22 protein-coding genes are annotated in these 25,610 nt (G+C 42.2%); 17 read left to right on the plus strand and 5 right to left on the minus strand.

Annotation, left to right across the window (positions count from 1 at the left end):
• Positions 1-103 precede the first annotated feature (103 nt).
• Entirely contained in the window at positions 104-1,966 is a 1,863-nt protein-coding gene (locus tag NH153_RS20745) for a M28 family metallopeptidase (RefSeq protein WP_082874127.1), read from the minus strand.
• A 68-nt stretch (positions 1,967-2,034) separates the two neighbouring features.
• Complete coding sequence (locus NH153_RS20750) at positions 2,035-4,230, minus strand: M4 family metallopeptidase (protein ID WP_063707467.1); 2,196 nt, start codon at positions 4,228-4,230, stop codon at positions 2,035-2,037.
• 362 nt (positions 4,231-4,592) lie between these two features.
• Here NH153_RS20750 and NH153_RS20755 point away from each other — a divergent pair, with 362 nt between their 5' ends.
• From NH153_RS20755 to NH153_RS20775, 5 genes are all read left to right on the plus strand, one after another.
• Complete coding sequence (locus NH153_RS20755; protein WP_063707468.1) at positions 4,593-5,018, plus strand: MarR family winged helix-turn-helix transcriptional regulator; 426 nt, start codon at positions 4,593-4,595, stop codon at positions 5,016-5,018.
• Positions 5,019-5,031: 13 nt separating this feature from the next.
• The gene (locus NH153_RS20760; protein WP_063707469.1) at positions 5,032-6,072 is read left to right on the plus strand and encodes an HlyD family secretion protein; all 1,041 of its coding nucleotides are present in this window, start codon (positions 5,032-5,034) and stop codon (positions 6,070-6,072) included.
• A 7-nt stretch (positions 6,073-6,079) separates the two neighbouring features.
• Positions 6,080-7,612 carry a DHA2 family efflux MFS transporter permease subunit gene (locus NH153_RS20765; protein WP_063707471.1) on the plus strand — a complete coding sequence of 511 codons (1,533 nt, stop codon included), beginning with the start codon at positions 6,080-6,082 and terminating at the stop codon, positions 7,610-7,612.
• A gap of 65 nt (positions 7,613-7,677) precedes the next feature.
• Complete coding sequence (locus tag NH153_RS20770) at positions 7,678-8,757, plus strand: mechanosensitive ion channel family protein (RefSeq protein WP_063707472.1); 1,080 nt, start codon at positions 7,678-7,680, stop codon at positions 8,755-8,757.
• Between the two features lie 225 nt (positions 8,758-8,982).
• Positions 8,983-10,266: a cation:proton antiporter gene (locus tag NH153_RS20775; RefSeq protein WP_063707473.1), complete on the plus strand. Its 1,284-nt coding sequence runs from the start codon at positions 8,983-8,985 to the stop codon at positions 10,264-10,266.
• Positions 10,267-10,293: 27 nt separating this feature from the next.
• Here the strand turns inward: NH153_RS20775 and NH153_RS20780 are convergent, their stop codons facing one another.
• Both NH153_RS20780 and NH153_RS20785 read right to left on the minus strand, forming a co-directional pair.
• Entirely contained in the window at positions 10,294-11,259 is a 966-nt protein-coding gene (locus tag NH153_RS20780) for a sensor domain-containing diguanylate cyclase (protein ID WP_063707474.1), read from the minus strand.
• 90 nt (positions 11,260-11,349) lie between these two features.
• A complete protein-coding gene (locus tag NH153_RS20785) occupies positions 11,350-11,583 on the minus strand; it encodes a hypothetical protein (RefSeq protein WP_054563880.1) in 234 nt (77 codons plus the stop codon).
• A gap of 344 nt (positions 11,584-11,927) precedes the next feature.
• Here NH153_RS20785 and hisG point away from each other — a divergent pair, with 344 nt between their 5' ends.
• The 9 genes from hisG to NH153_RS20830 all read left to right on the plus strand — a co-directional run bounded on the left by hisG (position 11,928) and on the right by NH153_RS20830 (position 20,130).
• Positions 11,928-12,827, plus strand: coding sequence for an ATP phosphoribosyltransferase (gene hisG, locus NH153_RS20790; RefSeq protein WP_054563881.1), 900 nt, complete (start codon positions 11,928-11,930; stop codon positions 12,825-12,827).
• A gap of 6 nt (positions 12,828-12,833) precedes the next feature.
• Positions 12,834-14,135, plus strand: a complete 1,302-nt coding sequence (gene hisD / locus NH153_RS20795) for a histidinol dehydrogenase (RefSeq protein WP_063707475.1) — start codon at positions 12,834-12,836, stop codon at positions 14,133-14,135.
• Positions 14,125-15,222, plus strand: coding sequence for a histidinol-phosphate transaminase (gene hisC / locus NH153_RS20800; RefSeq protein WP_063707476.1), 1,098 nt, complete (start codon positions 14,125-14,127; stop codon positions 15,220-15,222). The genes hisD and hisC overlap by 11 nt, the downstream gene beginning before the upstream one ends.
• Positions 15,219-16,280, plus strand: coding sequence for a bifunctional histidinol-phosphatase/imidazoleglycerol-phosphate dehydratase HisB (hisB, locus tag NH153_RS20805; protein WP_063707477.1), 1,062 nt, complete (start codon positions 15,219-15,221; stop codon positions 16,278-16,280). The genes hisC and hisB overlap by 4 nt, the downstream gene beginning before the upstream one ends.
• The gene (gene hisH, locus NH153_RS20810) at positions 16,277-16,867 is read left to right on the plus strand and encodes an imidazole glycerol phosphate synthase subunit HisH (protein ID WP_063707478.1); all 591 of its coding nucleotides are present in this window, start codon (positions 16,277-16,279) and stop codon (positions 16,865-16,867) included. The genes hisB and hisH overlap by 4 nt, the downstream gene beginning before the upstream one ends.
• Before the next feature lie 27 nt (positions 16,868-16,894).
• Positions 16,895-17,629 carry a 1-(5-phosphoribosyl)-5-[(5-phosphoribosylamino)methylideneamino] imidazole-4-carboxamide isomerase gene (locus tag NH153_RS20815; RefSeq protein WP_063707479.1) on the plus strand — a complete coding sequence of 245 codons (735 nt, stop codon included), beginning with the start codon at positions 16,895-16,897 and terminating at the stop codon, positions 17,627-17,629.
• Positions 17,611-18,390: an imidazole glycerol phosphate synthase subunit HisF gene (gene hisF / locus NH153_RS20820; protein ID WP_054552014.1), complete on the plus strand. Its 780-nt coding sequence runs from the start codon at positions 17,611-17,613 to the stop codon at positions 18,388-18,390. Before NH153_RS20815 ends, hisF begins: the two co-directional genes overlap by 19 nt.
• Complete coding sequence (hisIE, locus tag NH153_RS20825; protein WP_054552013.1) at positions 18,381-18,995, plus strand: bifunctional phosphoribosyl-AMP cyclohydrolase/phosphoribosyl-ATP diphosphatase HisIE; 615 nt, start codon at positions 18,381-18,383, stop codon at positions 18,993-18,995. The genes hisF and hisIE overlap by 10 nt, the downstream gene beginning before the upstream one ends.
• Positions 18,996-19,167: 172 nt before the next feature.
• Positions 19,168-20,130 carry an alpha/beta hydrolase gene (locus NH153_RS20830; protein WP_063707480.1) on the plus strand — a complete coding sequence of 321 codons (963 nt, stop codon included), beginning with the start codon at positions 19,168-19,170 and terminating at the stop codon, positions 20,128-20,130.
• A gap of 107 nt (positions 20,131-20,237) precedes the next feature.
• On the opposite strand, the gene NH153_RS20835 is transcribed toward NH153_RS20830, so the two are convergent.
• A complete protein-coding gene (locus NH153_RS20835; protein WP_063707481.1) occupies positions 20,238-21,152 on the minus strand; it encodes an AraC family transcriptional regulator in 915 nt (304 codons plus the stop codon).
• A 176-nt stretch (positions 21,153-21,328) separates the two neighbouring features.
• Between NH153_RS20835 and NH153_RS20840 the strand changes: the two genes are divergently transcribed.
• The 3 genes from NH153_RS20840 (at position 21,329) to lacZ (ending at position 25,606) form a co-directional block, all read left to right on the plus strand.
• Positions 21,329-21,820: a (R)-mandelonitrile lyase gene (locus NH153_RS20840; protein WP_156503660.1), complete on the plus strand. Its 492-nt coding sequence runs from the start codon at positions 21,329-21,331 to the stop codon at positions 21,818-21,820.
• A 14-nt stretch (positions 21,821-21,834) separates the two neighbouring features.
• A complete protein-coding gene (locus tag NH153_RS20845; protein ID WP_062565934.1) occupies positions 21,835-22,182 on the plus strand; it encodes a cyclophilin-like fold protein in 348 nt (115 codons plus the stop codon).
• A gap of 259 nt (positions 22,183-22,441) precedes the next feature.
• Positions 22,442-25,606, plus strand: a complete 3,165-nt coding sequence (gene lacZ / locus NH153_RS20850; protein ID WP_082874128.1) for a beta-galactosidase, LacZ type — start codon at positions 22,442-22,444, stop codon at positions 25,604-25,606.
• The last annotated feature ends 4 nt before the right edge of the window (positions 25,607-25,610 follow it).

Genomic DNA, 25,610 nt, shown 5'->3' on the forward strand with positions numbered 1-25,610 from the left:
AGATTAAAAGTGATGGGCAGATTTTACGTAACTGACTTGCCAAGGGCAAGACTAAATGAGGAAGCAAGGCTTCCTCATGGTTAAAAGTATGATTGCATTTAAATCATTGTCCTTGAATCGTTAATGTCACGCCTGATGCAGCTCGGTAACCCTGTAAATCTATGTACCAAGTTCCACTTTGTGGGTTATCAAATTGACAACTTTCTTCGTTACCATTTTTGTAAGGCCGACATAGATAATTTGAACTTGTTGACGCTGAGCCATAGTTAACATACAAATCTGAATCGCCACTACCGCCAGTAATCGTCACCGTTAAATTACTAAGGCCTGCCGGTATTTGTTGAGTAAAGCGCTGCCAACTACCGGTAGCGACACTCACGTTTGTCTCAGTTCGATCAACGTTGTCGCCGCCACCTGAGGTGCTATAACTTCCCGTGAGTGACACATTCGAAATCTCATTCCACGCTTCAACCATTACATGATACGTGCCAGTTTGAACTGACGACATCACACAGCTTTCATTACTTGTAGAGGTTGTGCTTTTACAATCAAAGTCCTGTAAGGTCGGCTTACTGCCAAATTTAACGTATAAATCGGCATCACCAGAGCCCCCCTCAGTTACAAACTCAAGGTTACTGCTCATTGCAGGTACTTCAAGCGTAAAGAATAGCTGCTCTTTTGCTGCGCCCGCCAAACCCGTTTTAGCTACGCCATTTTCAAGCTGATTAGTCGGCTCAGTTACCACATCACCAGCGTTCTTTGCCATTTCAGCAACATAGCTCACAGCTAGTTTTGCAAACTTACTCGCGTGAGCCGCATCAAATTGGGCATCATTTGATGTGTGGATCAAAGGGTTAATGTCACTCATTGTTGATTCAAATGGCATTGAGGCGGCAAACCCTTGTTGATACCAAGAGGCATGATCTGAGCAGCCATAACCACATTGATCAAAGCCATAGCTCACTGTGGGCTGATAAGCATCAAGCAACTGCGATAAATACTGATTTTGCGATGAGTTTGTGTAATCCGTCATCATCACAATATCTGTGCTGCTGCCGTTATTACCAGTCATATCAAACTGCACCATGCCTACAACATTCTTACCCAGTGTTTTATAACTTTGAGCAATATCTTTTGAGCCTCTAAGGCCTACTTCTTCAGCGGCAAAACCCATAATTTGTATGGTCCGCTGAGGTTGGTAGTTATTTTCCACTATTGCTTTTAGGGTTTGTGTGAGCACTGCAATACCCGAGGCATTATCATCTGCACCAGGAGCTCGACCATTGCTTGGATTAGACTGATTGATTGAGTCTAAATGACCACCAATAATGACGATTTCATCTGCTTTTTCTGCACCAGGAATGGTCACAATAACTGATGATTGAGAAAAGCTATGGTTAAAATACTCAACAGTTATATCACTGCGGCTACTGGCTATTTGTTGCCAATGGCCCTTTAACCAATCTGCTGCATCAACACCACTTTGCACTGCATAATATCGGTTATGAAAGTTCATCATGCTATTAACCGTATCACTCAGTTCACTACTATCAATCGATGATAGTAGCGCATTAACTGTCGCGGCATTATCAATACTGTAATTAACAAGGCTCGCATTCATTGTACCTTGCGAAACCGCATTTAATTGCTGAGTATAAAGCTCGGCATCTGCTAATGATTCATGGGCGACAAAACCACCGCAGCGATGATAGTTATCGTGCATAAACTCACTTAAACCAGCAATATCCTGCTTGTTAACGCGCATAAAATTAACTTGATTCAAAGCCGATTTTTGCATCGCAAAATTACTGCTTTGTTTACGTTTACTCACTGTATCTTGTTGAAAATGTTGTGCAGCAAGGGCATCAATGGTGACCCAAATTGTTTCGTCTTGCGCTGCATAACTTACTTGGCTCAGTGATAGCGTGGCAAAACCCACGAGGCACTGCGTTAGACGGGTTGTCATAATCAATCCTTTTATGATCTGTATTTTAATAAAATAAAAAAGGGAGCCGAAGCTCCCTAAAAGGGTGGCTAGTTAGCCGAAATGGTGAGAGTTACACCACTTGCAGCGCGATAGCCGCGAAGGTCGATATACCAAGTACCCGCTTGTGGGTTTGTAAATGTACAGGTTTCGCTATTGCCGTTTTTATAAGGACGGCAGTCATAGCTAGATGTTGTCGATTGCGAACCAAAGTTCACATACAAGTCAGCATCACCAGAGCCTCCAGAAATAGTCACATCCAGTGACGAGTAACCCGCATCGAGGTCTTGCGTGAAACGAGTCCAGCTATTTGTACCAACACTTAAGTTAGACTCAGTGCGGTTAATTGGTGTTACACCACCACCGCTGCCCGAATCAAAGCTACCTGTAAGTGATACACCTGAAATTTGATTCCACGCTTCTACCATTACATAGTAAGTACCCGCTTGCACATTACTAATAGCGCAGCTTTCTGTGCTAGTAGATGAAGTGCTTTTACAATCAAAGTTGCTCAGTGTTGGTTTTGCGCCATACATAACGTAAAGGTCTGCATCACCACTTCCACCAGTTGTATTGAATTGTAAATTCGTTGCACCTGCTGGCACTTCAAGAGTAAAGAACATTTGATCTTTCGCTGCACCACTGATCCCTGTGCGCGCAACGCCATTAGTTAGTTCTTCATCACCGCTTGGAGGTGGCTCAGTCGTGCCACAGCTACTACCCGCACTTAAGCTTGAAGTCACACCCACCGCCGCAAGTGCCGCTTGAACATCGGCTGGGTCATAGCTTAAATCACACGCCGCATCCATCACGCCATTACCTGCTAAATCCCAGTTTGTGCTGGCTGTCCAGTAAAGTTGGTTAGCACGCGCCATCACAACAAATGCCTTTTGAGTATCCCAACCTGGTGTGGTCGCAAGGTTATAAAATGCCTTGTTGAATACACCTGAGCTGTAGTGCACATCCATACCAGAGTAGTAATTGTTTTGATGGTCAATCGAGCTGCCATCTTGGGTTGGGTTATTCATGTAACGTAGTGCACCGTTACCTTTAAAGATTTCCTGACCCACTAACCAATCGTTTGAGCCTTTCATATAAAACTCAGCCGCTTCACCTGCCATATCAGAGAACGCTTCGTTCAAACCACCAGATTTACCTGAATAAACGAGGCCTGAGTTTTGTTCGGTAAAACCATGGCTTACTTCATGCGCCGAGACATCAAGACTAACCAGTGGGTAGAAGGTATTTTGACCATCACCAAAGGTCATAGCACTACCATCCCAAAACGCATTTTCGTAATTACTGCCGTAATGAACGCGCATTTGCAATTGGAAAGTTAATGGCGCAGTGCCAACCCAATCGTTATACATATTAAAAATTACGTTACCGAAATAATGCGCATCATTTAAAGGCGAGTACGCACCGTTAATTTCTTTAAAGGTATTTTCTGGGCATGTAAACGAATATGCTGTCGAACCACTTGTACCACCATTTAGGTTAATGGTTTTTACATTGGCGTTGTTCATCGTACAAGTGCTGCCCGACTGAGCAACATCTAGGCTGTCAAAATCAGTACCATAAATGTATTTACCCGTTTTTAAGTTACCACCTGGGCCTGTTGCACTGGCATGTTGTAAGTTATCGAAGCTAAATAAAACTTCACCACTATTGGCATCAATAATTTGATACGGACGAGATGGGTTGTCGCCATACGTCACATAAGACACTTCATACACGAGGTGTGCAACACTGTCCTCATCTAGCCAAATAGCTAAACGTGATTGTTCATTATGCTTTTTTAACCCAACTGATTTAATTGCAGCCGGTGAGTTAGCAAGGCCTTTTGCCATTGCTTTTTTCTTGTTTAGTGCCGGAGACACTGAGTCGATGTCGGCGGCAATGTCATACACCGCTGCACCATGTGCGCGCTTTAATTGGCCATTACCATCAAATGTAAGGCTAACCGTATCGCCGATAACAGGTAGACCTTGATACATCTGCTGATAACGGCGCGTGGTGTTGCCGTTACTGGTTTTGATTTCTTTTAATACAACTAAATCATTCCCTGCACCTAAACCAACTAACTGATTTGGATTTGCACTCAATACTGATGATGCATTGGTTTGCAAAGCTTGGTTAATCCCTGTTTGTTCGTTTAGGTATTTCTTGTTCGCAGCTACTGCACTTGTTGCTTGAGTCAAAGCAAAAGCAGCAAGAGTTGCTAATGTGATTTTAGATAAATTCACGTTTACGCTCCGTTAGATTGTTATGTATTTAATATTTTCCTAGTAACCGGACTGCACTGTTCCCGATTAGTGACCAGCCTAGATTGAATGGAGCGAAATTGAAAATGAAACAAAAAATTTACATTTAAAGTATTCAAAAAACCATAAACATACAAAAAAAACAATAAGTTAAACTTTGAATTGTGATTATTTTGTTAATTAAACAACCCCTAAATGTAAAAATATGATTACAGATCGTTAACAAATTAGACACATTCGTACCTGTTTTATTTTTAGCTACAACAAAATAGATCATCATTAAGTATTGAAAAAAGCAAAGCCAAGCATATAATAAGCAAACGTTACTATATGGTTTGTTTACTATGTCTAATTACAACTGTAGCTTTTTACTCGCGGATGTTACGCGATTAATGCGCCGAAACTTTATCCAGCAATTAGAAGGCTCATCAATAACCCTCGCACAAGCAAAAGCACTCAAGTACGTCGCCCGACAACAAGGTGTTAGACAGGTTGAATTAGCCGACAAACTCGAAGTACAACCTATGACTCTGGCAAGGCTAATAGACCAACTTGAGCAACAACAATTAGTTGAGCGTCGTCCTGATCCGAGTGACCGTCGTGCCTACCTTATTTATTTAACCGAGCACGCTGATGATCATCTAAAAGAAATTGAGCTAGCGGGTAATAAGGTCATCGAACATGCTCTTGGTGATTTGAGCCAACAGCAAGCTGACGAGTTTAAACACGCCCTACAAATTATCCGTAACACTTTGCTAAACAAAGAATAATGCAGGAGTAACTATGCAAGCGTCGAGCAAAAGCAATGGCTTAAAACGTGCCTTTCTGTTAGTTGGAATACCGGCAGTAATGGCTGTTATTGGTGGCTATCTATATTTAGCTGGAGGTCAAACCGTCGAAACTGATAATGCCTATGTAAAGGCTGATATAGTGCGTGTAAGCCCAGAAGTTTCGGGCGTGGTTGATCAAATTTTTGTCAAAGAAAACCAAGTTGTCGAACAAGGCCAACTGTTATTTAGTTTAGATCAAACGCCTTATAAAATGGCTGTTGCACAAGCAGAAGCAAAAGTTGCGCAAGTAAAAACAACCCTAGCTGAGCTTAAAGCGAGTTACCATCAAAAAGAAGCGATTATAGCGTTAGCTAACAGCCACTTAAATTTCACCGAAAAAGAGCAAAAGCGTCAACAAGACCTACTGACAAAACATTATGTTTCAGCCTCTGAATACGATGAAGCAGATCAAAACCGTGATCTAGCCCGCTTAGGTGTCGTAGCACAACAAGCGGATCTTGAGCGTATCGCTCAATCATTAGGTGGCTCAGTCGATGCCCCCGTTGAACAACACCCGGATTACAAAGCCGCGATTGCTCAACTCGATCAAGCTAAGTTAAACCTTGAGCGAACAAACATTTATGCACCATTGACGGGGATTGTTAGCGAGCCGCCTAAGCATGGCCAATACCTTGCGACCGGTAATGCTGCGATGACACAAGTGTCTCGTCAGCATCTTTGGCTAGAGGCTAACTTAACCGAGAAAGAGCTTACTTATGTTCGCCAAGGGCAAGCTGTTGATATTGAGATTGATACCTACCCAGATCTGCATTGGCATGGGGTTGTTGATAGCTTAAGTCCAGCCACCAGCGCAGAGTTTTCAATTTTACCGGCGCAAAATGGTACTGGTAACTGGGTAAAAGTGGCGCAACGTGTTCCTGTTCGCATTAGTATTGAGCAATCGGCTGATTTACCTGAGTTAAGAGCAGGTTTAAGCGCAATTCCACATATTGAAACAGGTCATAAACGCAGCCTTTTCGGTATTACGCTGTAGGCCTACCATGACGCAATCAACCACAGCAGATAGCAACGAGAACGCTGATGGCCACAAAGGACTGATTGCCATCTCAGTAATGCTTGCAACGATTATGCAAGCACTCGATACCACTATTGCCAACGTCGCCTTGCCCCATATGCAAGGTGCCATGGGGGCAAGCCAAGACCAAATTTCTTGGGTTTTAACGTCTTATATTGTTGCAGCCGCAATATGCATGCCTTTAACCGGTATTTTAACAGCTAAATTTGGCCGAAAACGCGTGTTTAGTTGGTCGGTTATTGGTTTTACCGTGGCCTCGATGCTTTGCGGTGCGGCGCAAAATCTTGACCAAATAATTTTATTTCGATTATTACAGGGTGTCTTTGGCGCCAGTTTAGTCCCGCTTTCTCAATCAGTGTTACTCGACACCTACCCTGTAGAAAAACATGGTTCAGCCATGGCAATGTGGGGTGTCGGTGTGATGCTTGGGCCAATTTTAGGCCCTTCATTAGGTGGCTGGTTGACTGAGTACTATAACTGGCGCTGGGTGTTTTATATCAATTTACCATTTGGTATTTTGGCGTGGTTAGGTATCTCAAGTTTTGTTAAAGAAACTGCGATTGATAATTCAAGGCGCTTTGATTACCTGGGCTTTGCCTTTTTAGCTATCGCGATTGGTGCTTTACAAATGATGCTAGACAGAGGTCAATCAGAAGATTGGTTTGCGAGTTCAGAAATCGTCGTTGAAGCCATTTTAGCAATAGGTGCATTTTATTTGTTTGTTGCACATATTTTTACTAAATCACACCCGTTTATAGACCCGGCCATTTTTCAAGACCGTAATTTTACCATTGGTATTATCTTCATTTTTATCATCGGTATTATACTGCTTGCGACTATGGCGTTACTCCCCCCGTTTATGCAATCGCTCATGGGATACCCAGTAATCGATGTTGGGCTATTGCTTGCTCCACGCGGTATGGGCACCATGGTTGCGATGATCATCGTAGGTAAGCTTTCGGGTAAAGTCGACATTCGTTACAAACTTTTACTCGGGCTTGGCTTAACCGTGTTTTCGCTATGGCAAATGACGTTATTTACCCGTGATAGTAGTTCATTCGATATTATTAGTACTGGGGTGATACAAGGCATGGGATTAGGCTTTTTATTTGTGCCTCTATCAACTATTAGCTTTGCGACATTAGAGCCAAAATACCGCAATGAAGGGACCGCTTTATTTAGTCTGATGCGTAACATTGGCAGTAGTATTGGTATTTCGATTGTGATGACTTACTTAGCGCAGCGAATGCAGATCAATCATGCATTTTTCAGCGAGTTTATAACGCCATTTAATCAATCTTTACAACAGGCTGCGAATGCTGGTCTGGTCAATACTGATTCTGCAAAAGGACTTAGCCAACTCAACGCCATGGTTAATCAAGAAGCAGCAACACTAGCCTACCTGCAAGACTTTAGATTAATGATGTGGATCACCTTAGCTGCCACGCCGTTAATCTTATTATTCAGCAGTAAAAAACCAAGTTTACAACCCGCATAGCCTTATATTTTCCCTAGGTACATAACTTGCAGCAAAGCTAAGTACCTAGGGTTTAAGGACTAAACATGATTACTGAACTGATACAAAGCGAGTGGCTAAATGAGCCTTGGTTAATCGTTATTGGCGGCACAATTTTAGCTGCCATAACTTTGTTTTTATTAAAGTTTGTAATCATCTACTGCCTAAAAAAGTGGACGCAACGTACTGACTTTGTGTTCGACTCGTTACTGGTTGACTCACTCTCTACACCATTAACCTTATGCACAATGATGGTGCTTGTGATCGTTTTTGGTCAGTTATTAAACACCACCGGCTTTATGGCCGAACACCCCTTACCTATTGCGGCCACCGCTAAAGCCATTTGTATTTTTGCCTTAGTGTTATTTTTAGACCATTTCTTATTTGGTACCGTTGATTATTACAGTGCTCGCTCAGTGGTGGTTTCGAATAGTCATAGCATTATTAAGGGCTTGATCCGTTGTGCAATTGTGTGTGTTGGCTTATTGGTGTTATTAGGCACGTTAGGCATATCAATCACTCCAATTATTGCCTCTTTGGGCATTACCTCTCTTGCCGTCGCTTTGGCTTTGCAACCGACACTCGAAAACTTCTTTTCTGGCGTGCAGTTGGTCATTGATAAACCGATTCGGGTCGGCGACTTTATAGAACTTGAAAGTGGCGACCAAGGGTTTGTTGAAAAAATTGGTTGGCGCTCAACCTGGGTAAAAATGTTGCCGAACAACATGATAGTGATCCCCAATAGTCAGCTGTCTAAATCACGCATCATTAACTACTTTTATCCCGAAAAAGAGCTCAGCGTTCCCGTTGAGGTGGGTGTTCATTATGGCTCAGACCTTGAAAAAGTTGAGCAAGTGACTTTGGATGTAGCAAGACAGATTTTAAAAAGCCATGAATGGGGCATCGACGATTACGAAACCTTTGTGGTCTTTCATACCTTTGATCAATCAAGTATCAACTTTACAGTCATGTTAAGAGTAAAAGAGTATTTTAATCGCTTTTGGGTGAAATCTGCGTTTATCAAAGCATTACATCAACGTTACGCAGAAGAAGGAATTGTGATCCCTTATCCAATTAGGGCAATTAATACCAGCCAAGAATCAGCTCAATTTAAACAGGCTGATTGACCTAACTGAGGTTATCACTATTGCGCTTTTATCAGGTTTATTTTGTCTCTTTTGAGACATTATTAACAGCGATTATACATATGCAATCAACCCCTTGAATTTTTACTCTAAAATGTCATAAAAATCGCATAAACACTGTGACATACCTATATTAGAGGCGTACTATATGCGGCCAGAAAGTGACAGCTTTCTGCGTCTTGTTATACAAATATTTAAGGTCAAACAATGAATGCTTGGTACCTCATTTGTTTTCTTTCAGCATTAGCTATTTTTATTGCTTTTGCTAACCAATATATCCTCAAAATGCAAACCACGATTGCTATAACAACAGGCTCTGTTGTTATTTCTTTACTTCTTATACTTGCGGTTAAAATGCTCGGTGATAGCACGGCCCTCGAAACGACTCAAATTGTCTCAAGTATCAACTTTAATCAGTTGCTATTAAAAGGCATGCTCGGGTTTTTACTGTTCGCAGGTGCGCTGGAAATCAACTTAGCAGCCCTTCGTAAGCAACGCTGGGAAATTACCGCATTAGTGTTATTTTCAACCATAACCTCAACGGTCATTGTTGGTTACTTAAGCTATTATTTGTTTGCTTTTGTAGGCTGGCCTGTACCGTTTATTTACTGCTTGTTGTTTGGTGCTTTAATCAGCCCAACCGACCCGATTGCAGTGTTAGCCATTATTAAACAAATGCGAGCCCCAGAAGGTATTTCTGTGCAAGTTGAAGGTGAGTCTTTGTTTAATGATGGTATTGGTTTGGTGATTTTCACAACGATATTTTCAGTGGCCTTTTATGGCACCGAAGCCACCTTTACTGACGTTGCTGAATTGTTCTTAGTTGATGCAATTGGCGGTATCGTGTTTGGTCTCGTGATTGCGTTAGTCGGGCATTTTTTAATTATTAATAGCCGCGATGTGAACATTCGTTTGCTACTAACCTTGACCATTCCAACAGCCGGCTTTGCAGCAGCGAATATTTGGGAAATCTCAGGTGCGCTTGCTATGGTCACCAGTGGTATTTTACTTGGCAATATTACTCGTTCAAAAGCAACAGAGCGTACGGGGCCTGAAGATACTCGCTACGTGAAAGACTTTTGGCATGCCACCGATAGTTTTTTAAACGCCTTGCTGTTTTTGATTATCGGTATGCTCATCGTCACCATGCCTATTACTCTTGAAGAAATTGGCTTAGGTTTACTGATGGTACCTGTGGTGTTGCTAGCGCGATTCATAAGTGTAGGTGCGCCATTTGTATTCTTTAAAAAGTATCGCCAATACGATAAGCACTCAGTGAAAATACTCACTTGGGGTGGCTTGCGGGGTGGTTTAGCGCTGGCAATGGCAGCTGCCATCCCACGCGATCAAGTAATGATTGCAGGCTCTGATCTTCACAACCTAATTGTTATTGTCACCTACGTAGTAGTGATCTTCTCGATTATCGTACAAGGTTTAACAATTTCGCCGCTGATCCAAAGTAGTATTCAATCAGCAGAAGCGAAAAATTAAGCAGTACTTTTTACTTTAAAGGCTCGATTATCGAGCCTTTTTTTGTGCTTTATCGGCATACATTCGCGCGTCTGCAACAGCGAGTAACTTCGTCAGTGAACAAGGTTGCTGATCAGAAAAATCGGCAATACCATAAGAAAAGCCAAGTTCAACTTGGTTATTAAAGCTATTAGGTAAGTCACTGAATGACAACAACAAGCGTTGCATTATGGTGTCGCATTCGCTGGTATTTAAATCTGTAAATAAAATCACAAACTCATCACCGCTCAAACGTGCATATAAATCAGCCTTGCGACAACAGTTTTCTAGTAATCCTGCAAAATCTCTCAGTACTCTATCCCCGGCTGCATGACCAAATTTATCGTTAATTGCTTTAAAGTTATCTAAATCAATAAACACTAATTTTGCTTTTAAATGCTGGCGAATACACAAATCAAGATAATGCTCTGCGGTGCTAATAAAACCGCGACGATTAGGCAATAAAGTAAGCTCATCGGTAGTTGCTAACTGCATGATTGCAAACTCTCGTTCAACGATTGCAGCAAAGTCTATTAACGATTTAATTTCTTGTTTGTTAAAACTGCGCGGTTGATGATCGATAAGGCACAAAGTGCCAATTCTATTTCCTGATTTAAGTGTAATTGGGCAGCCCGCATAAAAGCGAATATTTGGGTCACCCATTACCAGTGGGTTATCAGCAAAACGCTTATCGTTTAAGGCATTTTCAACCACAAGCGGGTCTTTGTATAAAATTGCATGGGCGCAAAATGAAATGTCTCTTGCGGTCTCTGTTACATCGAGCCCCACACATGACTTAAACCATTGTCTATGCTCGTCAATTAAACTGATAACACAAATTGGTACAGAGAAAAATTGCTGAGCCAGGCGAGTGATTCGGTCAAAGGCGGGTTCACTTTGAGAGTCTAAAACATCTAATGAGCGAAGCTCTTCAAGCCTAGCTTGCTCATTTAATGGCACTGAGGGTCGTTCCATTGAATTGCCTTGTAAGTTACAACACAAGTGTTTCTTAACGTTAGCAGAAAAAACCGCACAATTGCATAAAAACAAATTTTATATTGAGTATTAAGCCCATGTATCTAGGTGTTTATTACCCTCTTCATCTTCTTCTATGGCACTTTTGTTGCCTTTATCTTCTTTTTTTGCGGCTTTTTTACGGCGTTCTATTTCACGTTTTTGACGCTTTTCAAGCTCAATTCGCTGCACGTTCGCATCTTTTACACCCGCAATATGAAACGCACCTTTACTTTCCAATTGCAAGCGCGTAATTCGACCTAAAAAGGGGATCATGATATCCATTTGTACCTCCTATCTATCCATTTATTATCGGCAGTTATAGCATATACTTTAATTTCGCAAAAAAATGCTTGCCAAAGATTAGCAAAGCATGTTTATCTATATACGTAACTTATTTAAACAGATTTACGCACTGGTTTACACAAACGAGTGCAATACAGGAAAAATTATGCGCTTCAATCTGACAACTATCCATCATCACCATCATTCACCGGAATAGCCTGTCAGGTTTTTCGCTGAGAGGTTATTCCTAAAAGGAACCTCTGGCGAGCAATCAACCAAATTATTTATTTTCGCCCTGAGGTTCCCTCGGGGTTTTTAGTTTTTGAATTAAAGGAAAATGAATAATGAGCAATACCAACCGTTTACGAATCGCCATCCAAAAAGGCGGCCGCTTATCAAAAGACTGCCAAGAGTTACTAAAACAACTTGGTGTTAAATTAAATCTTCGTGAACAACGTTTAATCGCACACTCTACCAACATGCCAATTGATGTACTTCGTGTACGCGATGACGATATTCCGGGTCTTGTAATGGACGGTGTGTGTGACTTAGGTATCGTTGGTGAAAACGTACTTGTCGAAGTACAAGCCGAGCGCGAACGCCAAGGTGTGGCATTTGAAGTAAATAAACTGTCTAAACTTGATTTTGGTTACTGCCGCCTAGCACTTGCATGGCCACAAGAACTTGGCCCGCAAGATAAAAGCTGGTTCGAAGGTAAACGCATTGCCACTACTTACCCAGAAATCTTAAGCCAATATCTAAAACGCGAAGGCATTAACGCAAGCACAGTCATGTTAACGGGCTCTGTTGAAGTCGCACCGCGTGCTGGTTTAGCTGATGCAATTTGTGACTTAGTGTCTACTGGTGCAACGTTAGAAGCAAACGGCTTAATGCAAGGCGACACCATCTTAGAATCAAATGCATGTTTAATTCAAAACAAAGACCTTACTGATCAAAGCAAACTTGATTTAATCAACACGTTAATGCCGCGTCTACGTGGTGTACGCCAAGCAAAAGAAAGTAAATACATCATGTTACACGCACCAAAAGCAAAGCTTGATGAAGTGTGCGACTTACTACCGGGTACTGGCCAACCTACTTTACTATCGCTTGCTGGTAGCGACGATTATGTTGCACTACACATGGTCAGCAGCGAAACCCTTTTCTGGGAAACTATGGAACAGTTAAAAGCACTGGGTGCCAACTCAATTCTTGTTATGCCTATTGAAAAAATGATGGAGTAAATATCCATGTTTCGCTGGAATGAGGAAAATCAACAAGCACAGCAGGCGGTACTTACCCGCCCTGCTGTTACGGCAAGTAAAGAGGTTGAAGCAATTTGCATCGACATCTTAAATGCAGTTAAAACACAAGGTGACGCAGCGTTATTAAAGATGGCAACAGAGTTTGATAAGCGCGAAACACCTCGCTTATTAGTGCCAGTTGAAGAAATAAACCAAGCTGAGCAGTTATTATCAAACGAGTTAAAAGCCGCCATCGAAACGGCCTACGCCAATGTAAAACGTTTTCACCAAGCACAATTACCTAAAGACATTAAGTTAACAACACAACCAGGCGTATTGTGTGAACTTAAATATCAAGCCATTGAAGCGGTAGGTATTTACGTGCCAGGTGGCAGTGCGCCATTGCCATCGTCAGTGATTATGCAAGGGGTGCTTGCACAATTAAGTGGTGCACAAACCGTTGTGCTTACTACACCTGTGAAAGCCGATGAAACTATCAACCCTGCCATTTTATATGCGGCAAAACTATGTGGTATTAAAACCATTATAGAAAGTGGCGGCGCCGGAGCGATTGCAGCTATGGCTTACGGTACAGAGTCAGTGCCTAAAGTGAACAAGATTTTTGGCCCGGGAAATAGCTTTGTCACCATGGCTAAACAACTTGTTGCGCAAACTATTCCGGGCATGGCGATTGATATGCCAGCGGGCCCTTCTGAAGTGCTAGTGATTGCTGATGAGCGTGCAAACCCAGAGTTTATTGCGGCAGATTTATTATCGCAAGCGGAGCACGGTGCAGATTCACAGGTTATTTTACTGTGTAACAGCGAGCGCATTATCGAAAAAACACAGCAAGCATTAACACAGCAGCTAGCAAAATTAAGTCGTAAAGACACTGCCGAGCAAGCCCTTGCTAACTCAAGCTTGATATTAGTCGACTCGGTTGAGCAAGCCTTTGCTGTGTCTGCTCAATATGGTCCTGAGCACCTTATTCTACAGCTTGCTGATGCGCAGCCTTATTTAAGCTTAGTGAAAAATGCCGGTTCAGTATTTGTGGGTGATTACACTCCGGAGTCTGCCGGAGACTATGCATCTGGTACGAACCACGTACTACCAACGTATGGTTACAGTGCGACTTATTCGAGCTTAAACTTACTGGACTTCTTTAGAACTTACACAGTGCAAACCATCAGTAAAAATGGCTTACGTGAATTATCTAAAGCAATTTTACCTTTAGCTGCAGCAGAGGGGCTTGATGCTCACGCTAATGCTGTTTCAATTCGTCTTGAGGCTATGAACAATGAGCGATAATTCAAAAATAACGACACTGTTGCCAGATAACATTGCAGCGCTTACAGCCTATAGTTCGGCGAAAAGTGAAAAGCTGACTGGCACAACGTGGTTAAATGCCAATGAAAGCCCGTATTCACGTACGCCAAATATCAATTTAGCTGATTTAAATCGCTACCCAGATCCGCAGCCTCTGCAAGTGATCACTCGTTACGCTTGCTATGCTAATTTAGAGCCTGAGCAAGTACTGATGACTCGTGGCGCTGACGAAGGTATTGAACTATTAGTACGTACTTTTTGTAGCCCTGCTAAAGATAGCATTGCACTCTTTTTGCCAACTTACGGCATGTACAAAGTCACTGCTGATACCCACAACATTGCGATTAACGGTTTAACTCAAGAGCTGTTATTAAAAGGCACCGTTGATGAGATTGTCACTGCGGTTGCTGATTCAAAGCTGGTGTTTATTTGTAATCCAAATAACCCTACCGGCAGCATGACAAGCCTAGACAAAATCAGAAAAATCACCCAGCAACTTGCGGGTAAAGCGATTGTAGTGGTGGATGAAGCTTATATAGAATTTTGCCCAGAACAAACAGCGGCAAGCCTGATCAACGAGTTTAGTAACCTTGTGGTATTAAGAACCTTATCAAAAGCATTTGCACTTGCGGGTTTAAGAACAGGCTTCACGCTAGCCAACAGCGAGCTACTTGCACCTATTCGTAAAGTGATTGCGCCTTACCCTGTATCAACGGTGGTGGCGAGCATTGCCGCAGATGCATTAAGTAGCGACAACATCGCTTCAATGCGCCGTCAGGTGACTATTCTAAATAGCTTAAAAGCCAAACTGAAAAGCTGGCTTGAGCAATCACCTGCTGTTATCAAAGTACTGAGCGGTGAAGGTAACTTCGTCACCTTAAAATTAAAAGACAAACAATCATTTAATATCGCACTTGAGCAAGGACTCGTGATGCGTGCCTTCACTTTATATGGCGAAAATGATTGGTTACGAATTTCTATCGGTAACGAGCAAGAACTAGAACAAGTAAAAATTTGGTTAGATGGCTTATCACTGACCAGCAATACAGTAGAACAGGAATTATCATGAGCAACCCGTATTTATTTATTGACCGCGATGGCACGATTATCGAAGAGCCTATCACCGACAAACAGGTTGATAGCCTAGAAAAATTAGTGTTCTTGCCGAATGTGATCCCTGCTCTATTGCAACTTCAAGCGGCAGGTTACCGCCTTGTGATGGTTTCAAACCAAGATGGTTTAGGCACTGATAGCTTCCCAACCGCTGATTTTGATATTGCCCAAGACAAGATGATGGATATCTTAAACAGCCAAGGGATTAAATTTGATGACGTTCTGATCTGCCCGCACTTTGATGAACAAAATTGTGACTGCCGTAAACCAAAAACCGGCTTACTTACTGAGCTGATGCGCTCAGGTAAAGTCGATTTAGCACGCTCATTTGTGATTGGCGACCGCCAAACAGATATCGGACTTGCTAATAACTTATGCTGCGAAGGTATTTTGTATGACGGCAGCTGGGATACCATTGTCACTAAGCTGACAACCGCGAACCGTGAAGGCCGTGTCACTCGCAATACCAAAGAAACGCAAATCGATGTGCAAGTTAATTTAGACCAAACAAAAAATGGCGAAATTAGCACTGGCCTTGGCTTTTTCGACCACATGCTTGACCAAATTCGTACACACGCCAATATCGGACTTAATATTCAAGCCACTGGCGACTTACACATTGATGAACACCACCTAGTTGAAGATATCGGCATTGCACTTGGCCTTGCCCTTAAACAAGCGCTAGGAACAAAAACGCAAATTGGTCGCTATGGCTTTGCACTCCCTATGGATGAATGTAAAGCAGAAGCGCAAATTGACTTATCGGGCCGCGCCTCGTTTGTATTAAATGCCGATTTTAGCCGTGAAAAAGTGGGCGACTTAGACGTGCAAATGGTTGAACACTTCTTTAAAAGCTTAAGTGATAATGCCGCCATGAGCCTTATTTTGTCGGTTAGCGATGGTAATTGTCATCACCAAGTTGAAGGCCTTTTTAAAGCGTTTGCAAGAGCACTTCGCGCTGCGATTGCAAAAGATGCCTCACAACAAACTGCCAGCTCTAAGGGGTGTTTATGATTGCCATAATTAATACCGGTTGTGCCAACATTAACTCAGTTCGTTTTGCCTTTGAGCGCTTAGGGAAAACGCCTGAGGTGATCACCTCACCTGAGCAACTAAAAGGCTTTGAACGTGCCATTTTACCTGGCGTAGGTCATGCATCTGTTGCGATGAAACGCTTAAAAGACGGTGGTTGGCAGCAAGCAATTGATGAATATCAGCGCCCGCTAATGGGCATTTGTTTAGGCATGCAATTACTTTGCGACAGCACAGAAGAAGGTAATGTTGATTGCCTTGGCAAAATTCCGGGTGTTGTTAAGCACTTAGAAGTGGGCACATTAACCTCACCACATATGGGGTGGAATGACCTAAGCGTGCTAAAAGAGCATGCCCTTACCAAAGGGTTATCTGCGCAAGATCAAGTGTACTTTGTGCATAGCTTTGCGCACACAGTAAACGATGCCACCCTAGTTAGCGGTGAATACGGGCAAGCTTTTTCAGCGATAGTTGCCAAAGATAACTACGCAGGCATGCAGTTCCACCCTGAGCGAAGCGCCAAAGTAGGCACGCGACTTTTACAAAACTTTTTAGATTGGCAGCTGTAAGCGCAGCAAAAAATAAGAGAAATAAACGTGATTATTCCAGCACTCGATGTATTACAAAACCAAATTGTGCGCTTATACCAAGGTAAGTATGATACAGCACAATTTTACCCTTACGAACTTGGCGCACGCTTACAAGAGTACGCAAACAGCGGCGCAGGCAAACTGCACCTAGTGGATTTAGAAGGCGCGCGCGATCCAAATAAAAAACAGTGGCAGCATATTCAAGCTGCGACTAAAGCGCTTAATGTGCCTTATCAAGTGGGCGGTGGTATTCGCTCTGAGCAAGATGTTGCTGACTGGCTTGAAGCCGGTGCTAATCAAGTCGTGATTGGCTCAATGGCCGTTGAAAAGCGCGAACAAGTAAAGGCGTGGATTGAAAAATTTGGCAGCTCTCACTTTGTTATCGCATTAGATGTTAATAAAACTGACAACGGCTGGGCACCCGCAACACATGGTTGGTTAAGTGAATCTGAGTTTGGTTTGTTCGAACTTGTTGATTTTTACGTGGCACTTGGCGTGGTTGATTTTCTGTGTACTGACATCAGTAAAGACGGCACCATGACTGGTCCTTCGTTTGCACTTTATGAAGATTTAACCAACCACAACAGCGAGATTAAAGTTCAAGCTTCAGGCGGTGTAAGCTCACTGGATGATATTGCAAAGCTGAAAAAACTGGGCGTTGGCGGTGTTATCTTAGGTAAATCATTGCTTGATGGTGCCTTTAATGTTGAGGAGGCGCTAGCATGTTATCAAAACGCATAATCCCTTGTTTAGATGTAAAAGACGGCCAAGTCGTTAAAGGTGTTAAATTTAAAGGCCATGAAGTGGTTGGTGATATTTTAACGCTTGCCAAAGCTTACAGCGATGCCGGTGCGGATGAACTGGTGTTTTATGAAATCAGTGCCAGCGTCGAAAAACGCCTACTTGATGTCAATTGGGTAGAGAACATTGCGCGCCACATTGATATTCCATTTTGTGTGGCAGGCGGCATTAAATCTGTTGCCGATGCAGCACGTGTTTTAGAACGTGGTGCAGATAAAATCAGTATTAACAGCCCCGCTATTGCTCGCCCAGAGCTTATCAAAGAATTACACGATGAGTTTGGTAAACAATGCGTGGTTGTGGGTATTGATAGCTTTTATGATGAAAACACTGGCGAGTATTTAGTGTATCAGCTGACTGGCGACCCAAATGCATCAAGCCGTACTCGCTACAAAACCGAAGAATGGGTTAAGCGCGTGCAAGACCTAGGCGCTGGTGAAATCGTACTAAATTGCATGAATCAAGATGGCGTGCGTAAAGGCTACGACAATGTTCAGCTATCAAAAATGCGTGCACTGTGTGATATTCCTCTGATTGCTTCAGGTGGCGCAGGGACGATGCAAGACTTTGTTGATGTATTTCAACAAAGCCAAGTTGATGGCGCGCTCGCTGCAAGCGTATTTCACAAGAACGTCATTGATATTGGCGAACTAAAACAATTTTTAACTGATAATAATGTAGCGGCAAGACTATGCAATTAACCAAAGATACTCTTTCTCAAGTCGATTTTGCCAAAAGCGAATTGATCCCAGCTATCGTGCAAGACGCACGCTCTGGGGTAATTTTAATGCAAGGCTTTATGAATCAAGATGCATTAGCTGCCACTTTCGACAAGCAAAAAGTAACCTTTTACTCGCGTTCTAAAGAGCGCTTATGGACCAAAGGCGAAACATCAGAAAACTACCTTGAAGTAGTTTCTGTGCACACCGACTGTGATTACGACTCACTATTAGTACTGGCAAACCCACTTGGGCCAACATGCCACCTAGGTACACAAAGCTGCTTTGGCGATGATGCTAAACCTAGCTTGTCGTTTTTAGCTGAGCTTGAACAAGTGATTGTTTCGCGTAAAGACGATGATCCAAGCAAAAGCTACACAGCGTCTTTGTTTGCAAAAGACTTAAGCCGTAGTTGCCAAAAAGTGGGTGAAGAAGGTGTTGAAGTTGCCCTTGCAGCCATGAAACATGATAACGATGAATTAACCAATGAATCGGCAGACTTACTGTATCATTTAACTGTGTTATTGCAGCGCCAAGGCCTATCGCTGGCTGATGTGGTGAGCTGTTTACAAGGCCGCCACAAGTAAATGAATAAGCTGCAGCGCTTGCTGCAGCTTTTTATACATTCGACACTTTTAGGCAATAAATCGACTGTTCTAATATAACGCCAAACTGCATAAATATCCGACAATAACCTCATCAAAGCTGCATTGTGAAAACAAATTGCAGTCCCTGTTAATCACAAAATAGGAGAGTGTTATGACTACCTCAACGGATAATTTTTACCAAAGCGATGCTGTTAACTTTGAAAAAGTAATTTTCAAAAACCAATCACAGATGAATGTAGTCGGTAATCTTTTTACACCAAAAAATGCTGAGAAAGGCGCGAACCATCCGGCACTTGTAATTGGTCATCCTATGGGTGCGGTAAAAGAGCAAAGTGCTACTTTATATGCAACTAAACTTGCAGAGCTAGGCTTTGTAACTTTGGCAATTGATCTTAGCTTCTGGGGCGAAAGTGACGGCGAACCACGTAATACTGTGCTGCCTGATTTATACGCAGAGTCATTCAGTGCTGGTGTCGATTACCTTGCTAGCCGTTCATACGTCAACAAAGAAAGCATTGGTGGTTTAGGTGTATGTGGTAGTGGTGGTTTCATCATTAGTGCAGCTAAAATTGACCCACGTATCAAAGCTGTAGCAACAGTGAGTATGTATGACATGGGTGGCGCGACGCGCAATGGTTTAGGTAACTCTATCGATCTTGATATGCGTAAAGGTATGCTTGATGAAGCCGCTGAGCAACGTAATGTTGAGTACCTAGGTGGCGAAGTGCAGTACACAGGTGGCTGTCCGCATCACATTGATGAAAGCTCACACCCAATTGCAAAAGAGTTTTATGACTTTTATCGCACTGAGCGTGGCGAATATACACCAGAGCGCTCATCAGCAGATTTAACTACACACCCAACATTAAGCAGCAATGTGCGTTTTATGAACTTTTATCCATTTAACGATATTGAAACTATTTCACCACGTCCATTACTGTTTGTTGCTGGTGAACAAGCTCACTCATTTGAGTTTAGCCAACAAGCCTATGATTTAGCTGCTGAGCCTAAGCAATTATTGGTTGTGCCAAATGCAGGTCATGTTGATTTATATGATGATGTGGCTTTAATTCCATTCACTAAGATTGCTGAGTTTTTCACAGCAAGTCTTTAAGTAAAGCGTGTCATGGTAACGAATGGGACATAGGGATATGCCCATTCGTTTTTTATACCAATTCGTTTAACTAACTATTATTGCCCATTGGTATTATAAGTAACGGGCTATTTAGCCGTTGCTAAAAACGCCTCAACATCTCGTTTTGGTGATAAACCAAAAAACCGAGAATACTCACGAGAAAATTGTGAGGGGCTTTCGTAGCCAACCTTAAAAGCAGCACCTGACGCATCCATACTCTCGCCAACCATCAACCTTCTTGCTTCCATTAACCTTAAACGCTTTTGATATTGTAACGGACTCATTGAAGTTAGATCTCGAAAATGATGGTGAAAAGTCGATTTACTCATTTTCGCAAGACCCGCTAAGTCCTCTACACTCAAGGGTTGATCATAGTTTTCTTTTAACCATTTAACACTACGTGCAATTCTCAGCCCTTGGCTACCTGTCGATACTATATGGCGAAGCTCCGCCCCATGCTCACTATTAAGTACACGCCAAAAAATTTCGCGCTTTATTAATGGTGCCAGCACAGGCATAGACTCAGGATCATCAACCAGCTCAATTAATCGCGTAAAAGCGTTAAGTAGCGGCTCTGTCATTTTGCCTAAGGTCATCCCCTTGTTCAGTGATTGCTTGTTTAATTTGTCGAGCGGTATTTGCGAAATCAGTTCACCTAACATAGCCAAATCAAGCTTTAACACTAAGCCTAAATAAGGTGCGTCGTCTTTTGCTTCAAGAACTTGCATTTTTGCAGGCAAATCAATAGAGGTAATCAAATATTTGTGTGGGTCATACTTGAAAACATCTTCGCCCAAGGTCATGCTTTTTGCCCCTTGTAGCACCAGTGCAATACTTGGTTCAACCACACACATTGAACAAGAGGTGGCGGCCTGTGTTTGTCGATAAAAAAACAAATCCTCAATCACGCTATCAGCGGTTTCTTGCTGCCCAATAAGCGGCGCAATCTTATCTGCTAAAGCAGCGCTCATTTTAGCAATAGCATCATAATCTGAATGCATAACCAACCCAATTAAATTCAAGATACTTAACTATACGCTCGGTTATACAATATTGACCAGTGGTAAATTTGCCGCCTCGGACTAATAGGCAATAACTTGCGTGCATTGTACTTTTTAAAGGCACAGTTTTTAGCCAAAATGAAGATTCGTTCGGTTACAAACACATGGAGAAAAGTATGAAGTATATTATCGGTACCCTTATCTTAACGATGAGTGCATTTAGTCATGCAGAAAACGCCTCTTCACAACGTTTAGAATTACCGCAAATCACAGTGCAAAAAAATGGCACTCAGTACCCAATGACTGGGCTCGACAAGTATTTCACGGGCAAAGTACGCGTCGAGCCTAGTTTCCAAGCTCATGGCGAAGCGAAAGCCGCTGGTGCCATGGTAACGTTTGAGCCCGGCGCTCGCACAAACTGGCACACCCACCCTGTTGGCCAAACCTTAATTGTTACATCAGGTATGGGCTGGGTTAATCAGTGGCATGGACAACCTCAGGTTATAAAACCAGGTGACGTTGTACATATTCCTGCTAATGTTAAACATTGGCACGGTGCTACAGATAAAACAGCCATGATGCACTCAGCTATTCAAGAATCAAAAGGCGGTAAGGTTGTTGATTGGTTAGAGCCAGTAACAGATAAGCAATATTTAAAAAAGCAGTAAAGATGGTAAGTGAAATGCAAATAAAGTTCACCAGTAACGGCAAAACTATGCAAGCGACTCTAGAAAGTAACAATGCCGCTAAGCATTTTTATCAACTTCTACCACTGACTCTAAAAGTAGAAGACTTTGCCAATGCTGAGAAAATTGCCACTTTACCAGAGAAATTAAATCTACAAGGCTTACCTGCTGGCACCGATGCTAACGCAGGAGACATTACTTATTACGCACCTTGGGGTAACCTTGCGCTCTTTTATAAGCAGCAAAGTTATGCAAATGGTCTGATAAAACTTGGTAAAATAACGGGCGATAGTCAGTTTTTTAAAAGTTTAGGCCAAGCGGATGTCACTATAGAGCCCTTGTAGTAGATACTAACTCTCCAGTTAGCAAAGCTGCTTTTTATGCATTCTAAAAGCAGCTTTTATCTTGCCTAATACTCTCATTTTCTTGCCTGTTTGTCCGAGCTCTCTTCATACAGCATCCTACACAACCATAACCAACTGAATTTTATGAATAAAAAGCAAAAGCCAATCAGTCTTGGAATTTTTGCTTCATCTTTACAAATCACGCCAAAAGGTAATATTGTATTAACAATAAAAAGAACACACAATTAAAGGACTTACAATGAACCGCTCTCTTTTTGGCAAGTTTAAACTTCCGCTACTTTTATTAAGCAGCTCATTCCTACTCACTGCATGTCAGCAGAACTCAACCAAAGTAAATAAAAGTAATGTATCAAGCAGTCCTAAAAACGATTGGGAAAACCCGGCTGTTTTTTCTGTCGGGACACTCGCAGATCGTGCGTATTTTGCAAGTTACAATTCAGAGAATGCTGCGGTACTTGCTGATGACAAAGCATCATCACAATACCATACGCTCAATGGAGACTGGCACTTCAATTTTGCTGAGAAACCAAGTTTACGTCCTATGGATTTCTTTAAACCGAGTGTTGACGTTTCTGATTGGCCTACCACACCAGTTCCTTCGAACTGGCAATTACAAGGTTACGACTACCCTATTTATGTTAATCATGGTTATGGCTTTAAAAAAAATAAGCCTTATGCGCCTGACTATAACCCTGTCGGTTCGTACCGACGAGATTTCACGATAGCTGACGATTGGCAAGATAAGCGTATTATCCTTCATTTTGGTGCAGTTCGCTCTGCTTTTTATGTTTGGGTGAACGGTAAAAAACTAGGTTATAGCCAAGACGGTAAACTCCCCGCCGAGTTTGATATAACAGAGGTTGTTTCGCCTGGTAAGAACACACTTGCTGTTGAAGTATTCCGTTGGAGTGACGGCAGTTATTTAGAAGATCAAGATATGTGGCGAATTAGTGGTATTCAACGTGACGTTTTCTTGCAAGTCGTGCCAAAAACTCAATTATGGGATTTCCATGCTGCAACATCGCTAATTAACAATTTTAAAGATGGTTTGCTTAATTTAGACGTCACTGTAGAAAATACGAACGATGATGCTAGCAGCTCAACATTACATAGTGCTATTTTCGATGGTGACACCCTACTTTGGCAAAACACACAAAAACTAAAAAGCGAAGCTGGAGAAAAACACACGATTAGCTTCAATACAACATTGAAAGACATCACAGCTTGGTCGGCTGAAGTCCCTAAGCTGTATGACTTACAGCTTACTTTGACACAAGATGGGCAAGAGCAACAAGTCGTTCGCGAAGCTATTGGTTTTAAAAATGTTGAAATAAAAGATGGCTTATTGTTAGTAAATGGCCAACCAATTGTGATTAAAGGTGTTAACCGTCATGAGCATGAGCCTGAAAATGGCCAAGCAATTGGTCGTGAAAGCATGCGTAAAGATATTGAGTTAATGAAGCTTAATAACATCAACACCGTAAGAGCATCACATTACCCCAATGATCCTTACTGGTACCGTTTATGCGACAAATATGGTCTATATGTCATCGATGAAGCAAATGTTGAATCTCATGGTTATGGCTTTGAAGAAGATAGCCTAGGTAATGATCCACAATTTAAAGAAGCCATTTTAGATCGCGTAAATGGCATGATTGAACGAGATAAAAATCACCCTTCTATTATTTCGTGGTCTTTAGGAAATGAGATAGGCCCAGGCCCGAGTATTCGTGAGGCTTATCTTCTTGCCAAATCAAAAGACAGCAATCGCATTGTACAATACGAAACCCGAGCTAACTGGTATAAAGAAACCATGACTGATGTTGTTGGATGGATGTATGCTGACCGAAATGAAATTACCAGCCAATACTTAGGTAATTACCCTGATAAACCTTTCATTTGGGTTGAATACGCCCACACCATGGGAAATAGCGGTGGCAATCTAAAAGAATTATGGGATTTCGTTTACCAGCATTCGCAAGTTCAAGGTGGTAGCATTTGGGATTGGGTGGATCAAGGTCTCTATAAAACGGATGAGCAAGGCAAACGTATACTCGCTTATGGTGGTGATTTTGAACCTGAAGGTACACGAAATGCTAATAATTATCTGGCAAATGGTCTAATTGGTGCAGACCGAGTACCTCACCCAGTCTTATTTGAAGTTAAAAAGCTTTATCAGAATGTCGCTGTAAAAATGGTTTCAGCAAGCCAATTTAAGATCAGCAATCGAAACTTTTTCCGTGATTTAAGCTATCTAGATACACACTGGCAGCTACTTGAAAATGGCTTAGTTGTTAAGCAAGGTTCATTAAAGCAATTAAGTACACCCGCTCAACAAAGTGAGTTGATTACTCTTAGTGAACTCAATGACTACACGCGATTAAAAAATGCAGAATATACTCTCAATATTCAATTCAAACTAAAACAAGAAGAAGGCGTTAGAAATAAAGGGCTGGTCGTCGCAAGCGAGCAATTTATTTTACAAAGTAGTTTGTCTCTTGCCCACTTAAAAGCTGATGACAGCCTAAGAGTTGCAGAATCTGACCTTCAGGTCACAGTTAGTACAGCTAAAACTAAGCTGATATTTAATAAAGAGACAGGGCGACTTTCGAGCTATCGTTCAAACGAAGTAGAGCTAATCAAGCAAGGTGTATTTCCAAATTTTTGGCGAGCGATGACCGACAAAGATAATGGCAACCGGTTATGGGAAAAATCTGCTGCAGCTTATAAAAATGCATCGCAACTTGCTGAGGTTACGCATGTAGATGTTGTCTCATCAGCAGGTAAAGCAAAGGTGACATTCACGCTTCATTTTCCAAGTTTAAATAGTGATGCCCAAATAAGTTACACTGTTGGCGAATTTGGCCAAGTCGACATTGATTACCAAGCAACCCTTGATAAAGGGCTACCTGAAATGCCTCGCTTTGGGTTACAGTTACAAATGCCTGACGGCTTTGATTTTGTAAAGTGGTATGGTCGAGGACCATGGGAAAACTATCAAGACCGTAAATATGCAGCGGATTTAGGTATATACTCAAGCTCAGTAGCCGATTTATACACCCAGTATATTCGTCCACAAGAAAATGGAAATCGCAGCGATACCCGCTGGCTTGAAATTCGTAATTCGCAAGGGGTTGGTTTAAAAGTTCAGGGAGAGCCAAAATTCGACTTTACTGCACACCATAATACGGTTGCCGACTTTGACTATCCTAAAACTGGCACAAACCGTCATGCTACCGATATCACTCCAAGACCATTGACTGAGCTAAATATTGATTTACGCCAACGTGGTGTCGGTGGTGATAACAGTTGGGGAGCTAAGCCTTATGACAATTACCGTTTAGAGCCAAGTGTTCAGCAACACTACCGCTTGCAATTGAGGTTAACGCCACTTAGCCATTAACCTC

The sequence above is a fragment of the Pseudoalteromonas gelatinilytica genome (assembly GCF_001641615.1).
GTDB classification, from domain to species: Bacteria; Pseudomonadota; Gammaproteobacteria; order Enterobacterales; family Alteromonadaceae; genus Pseudoalteromonas; species Pseudoalteromonas gelatinilytica.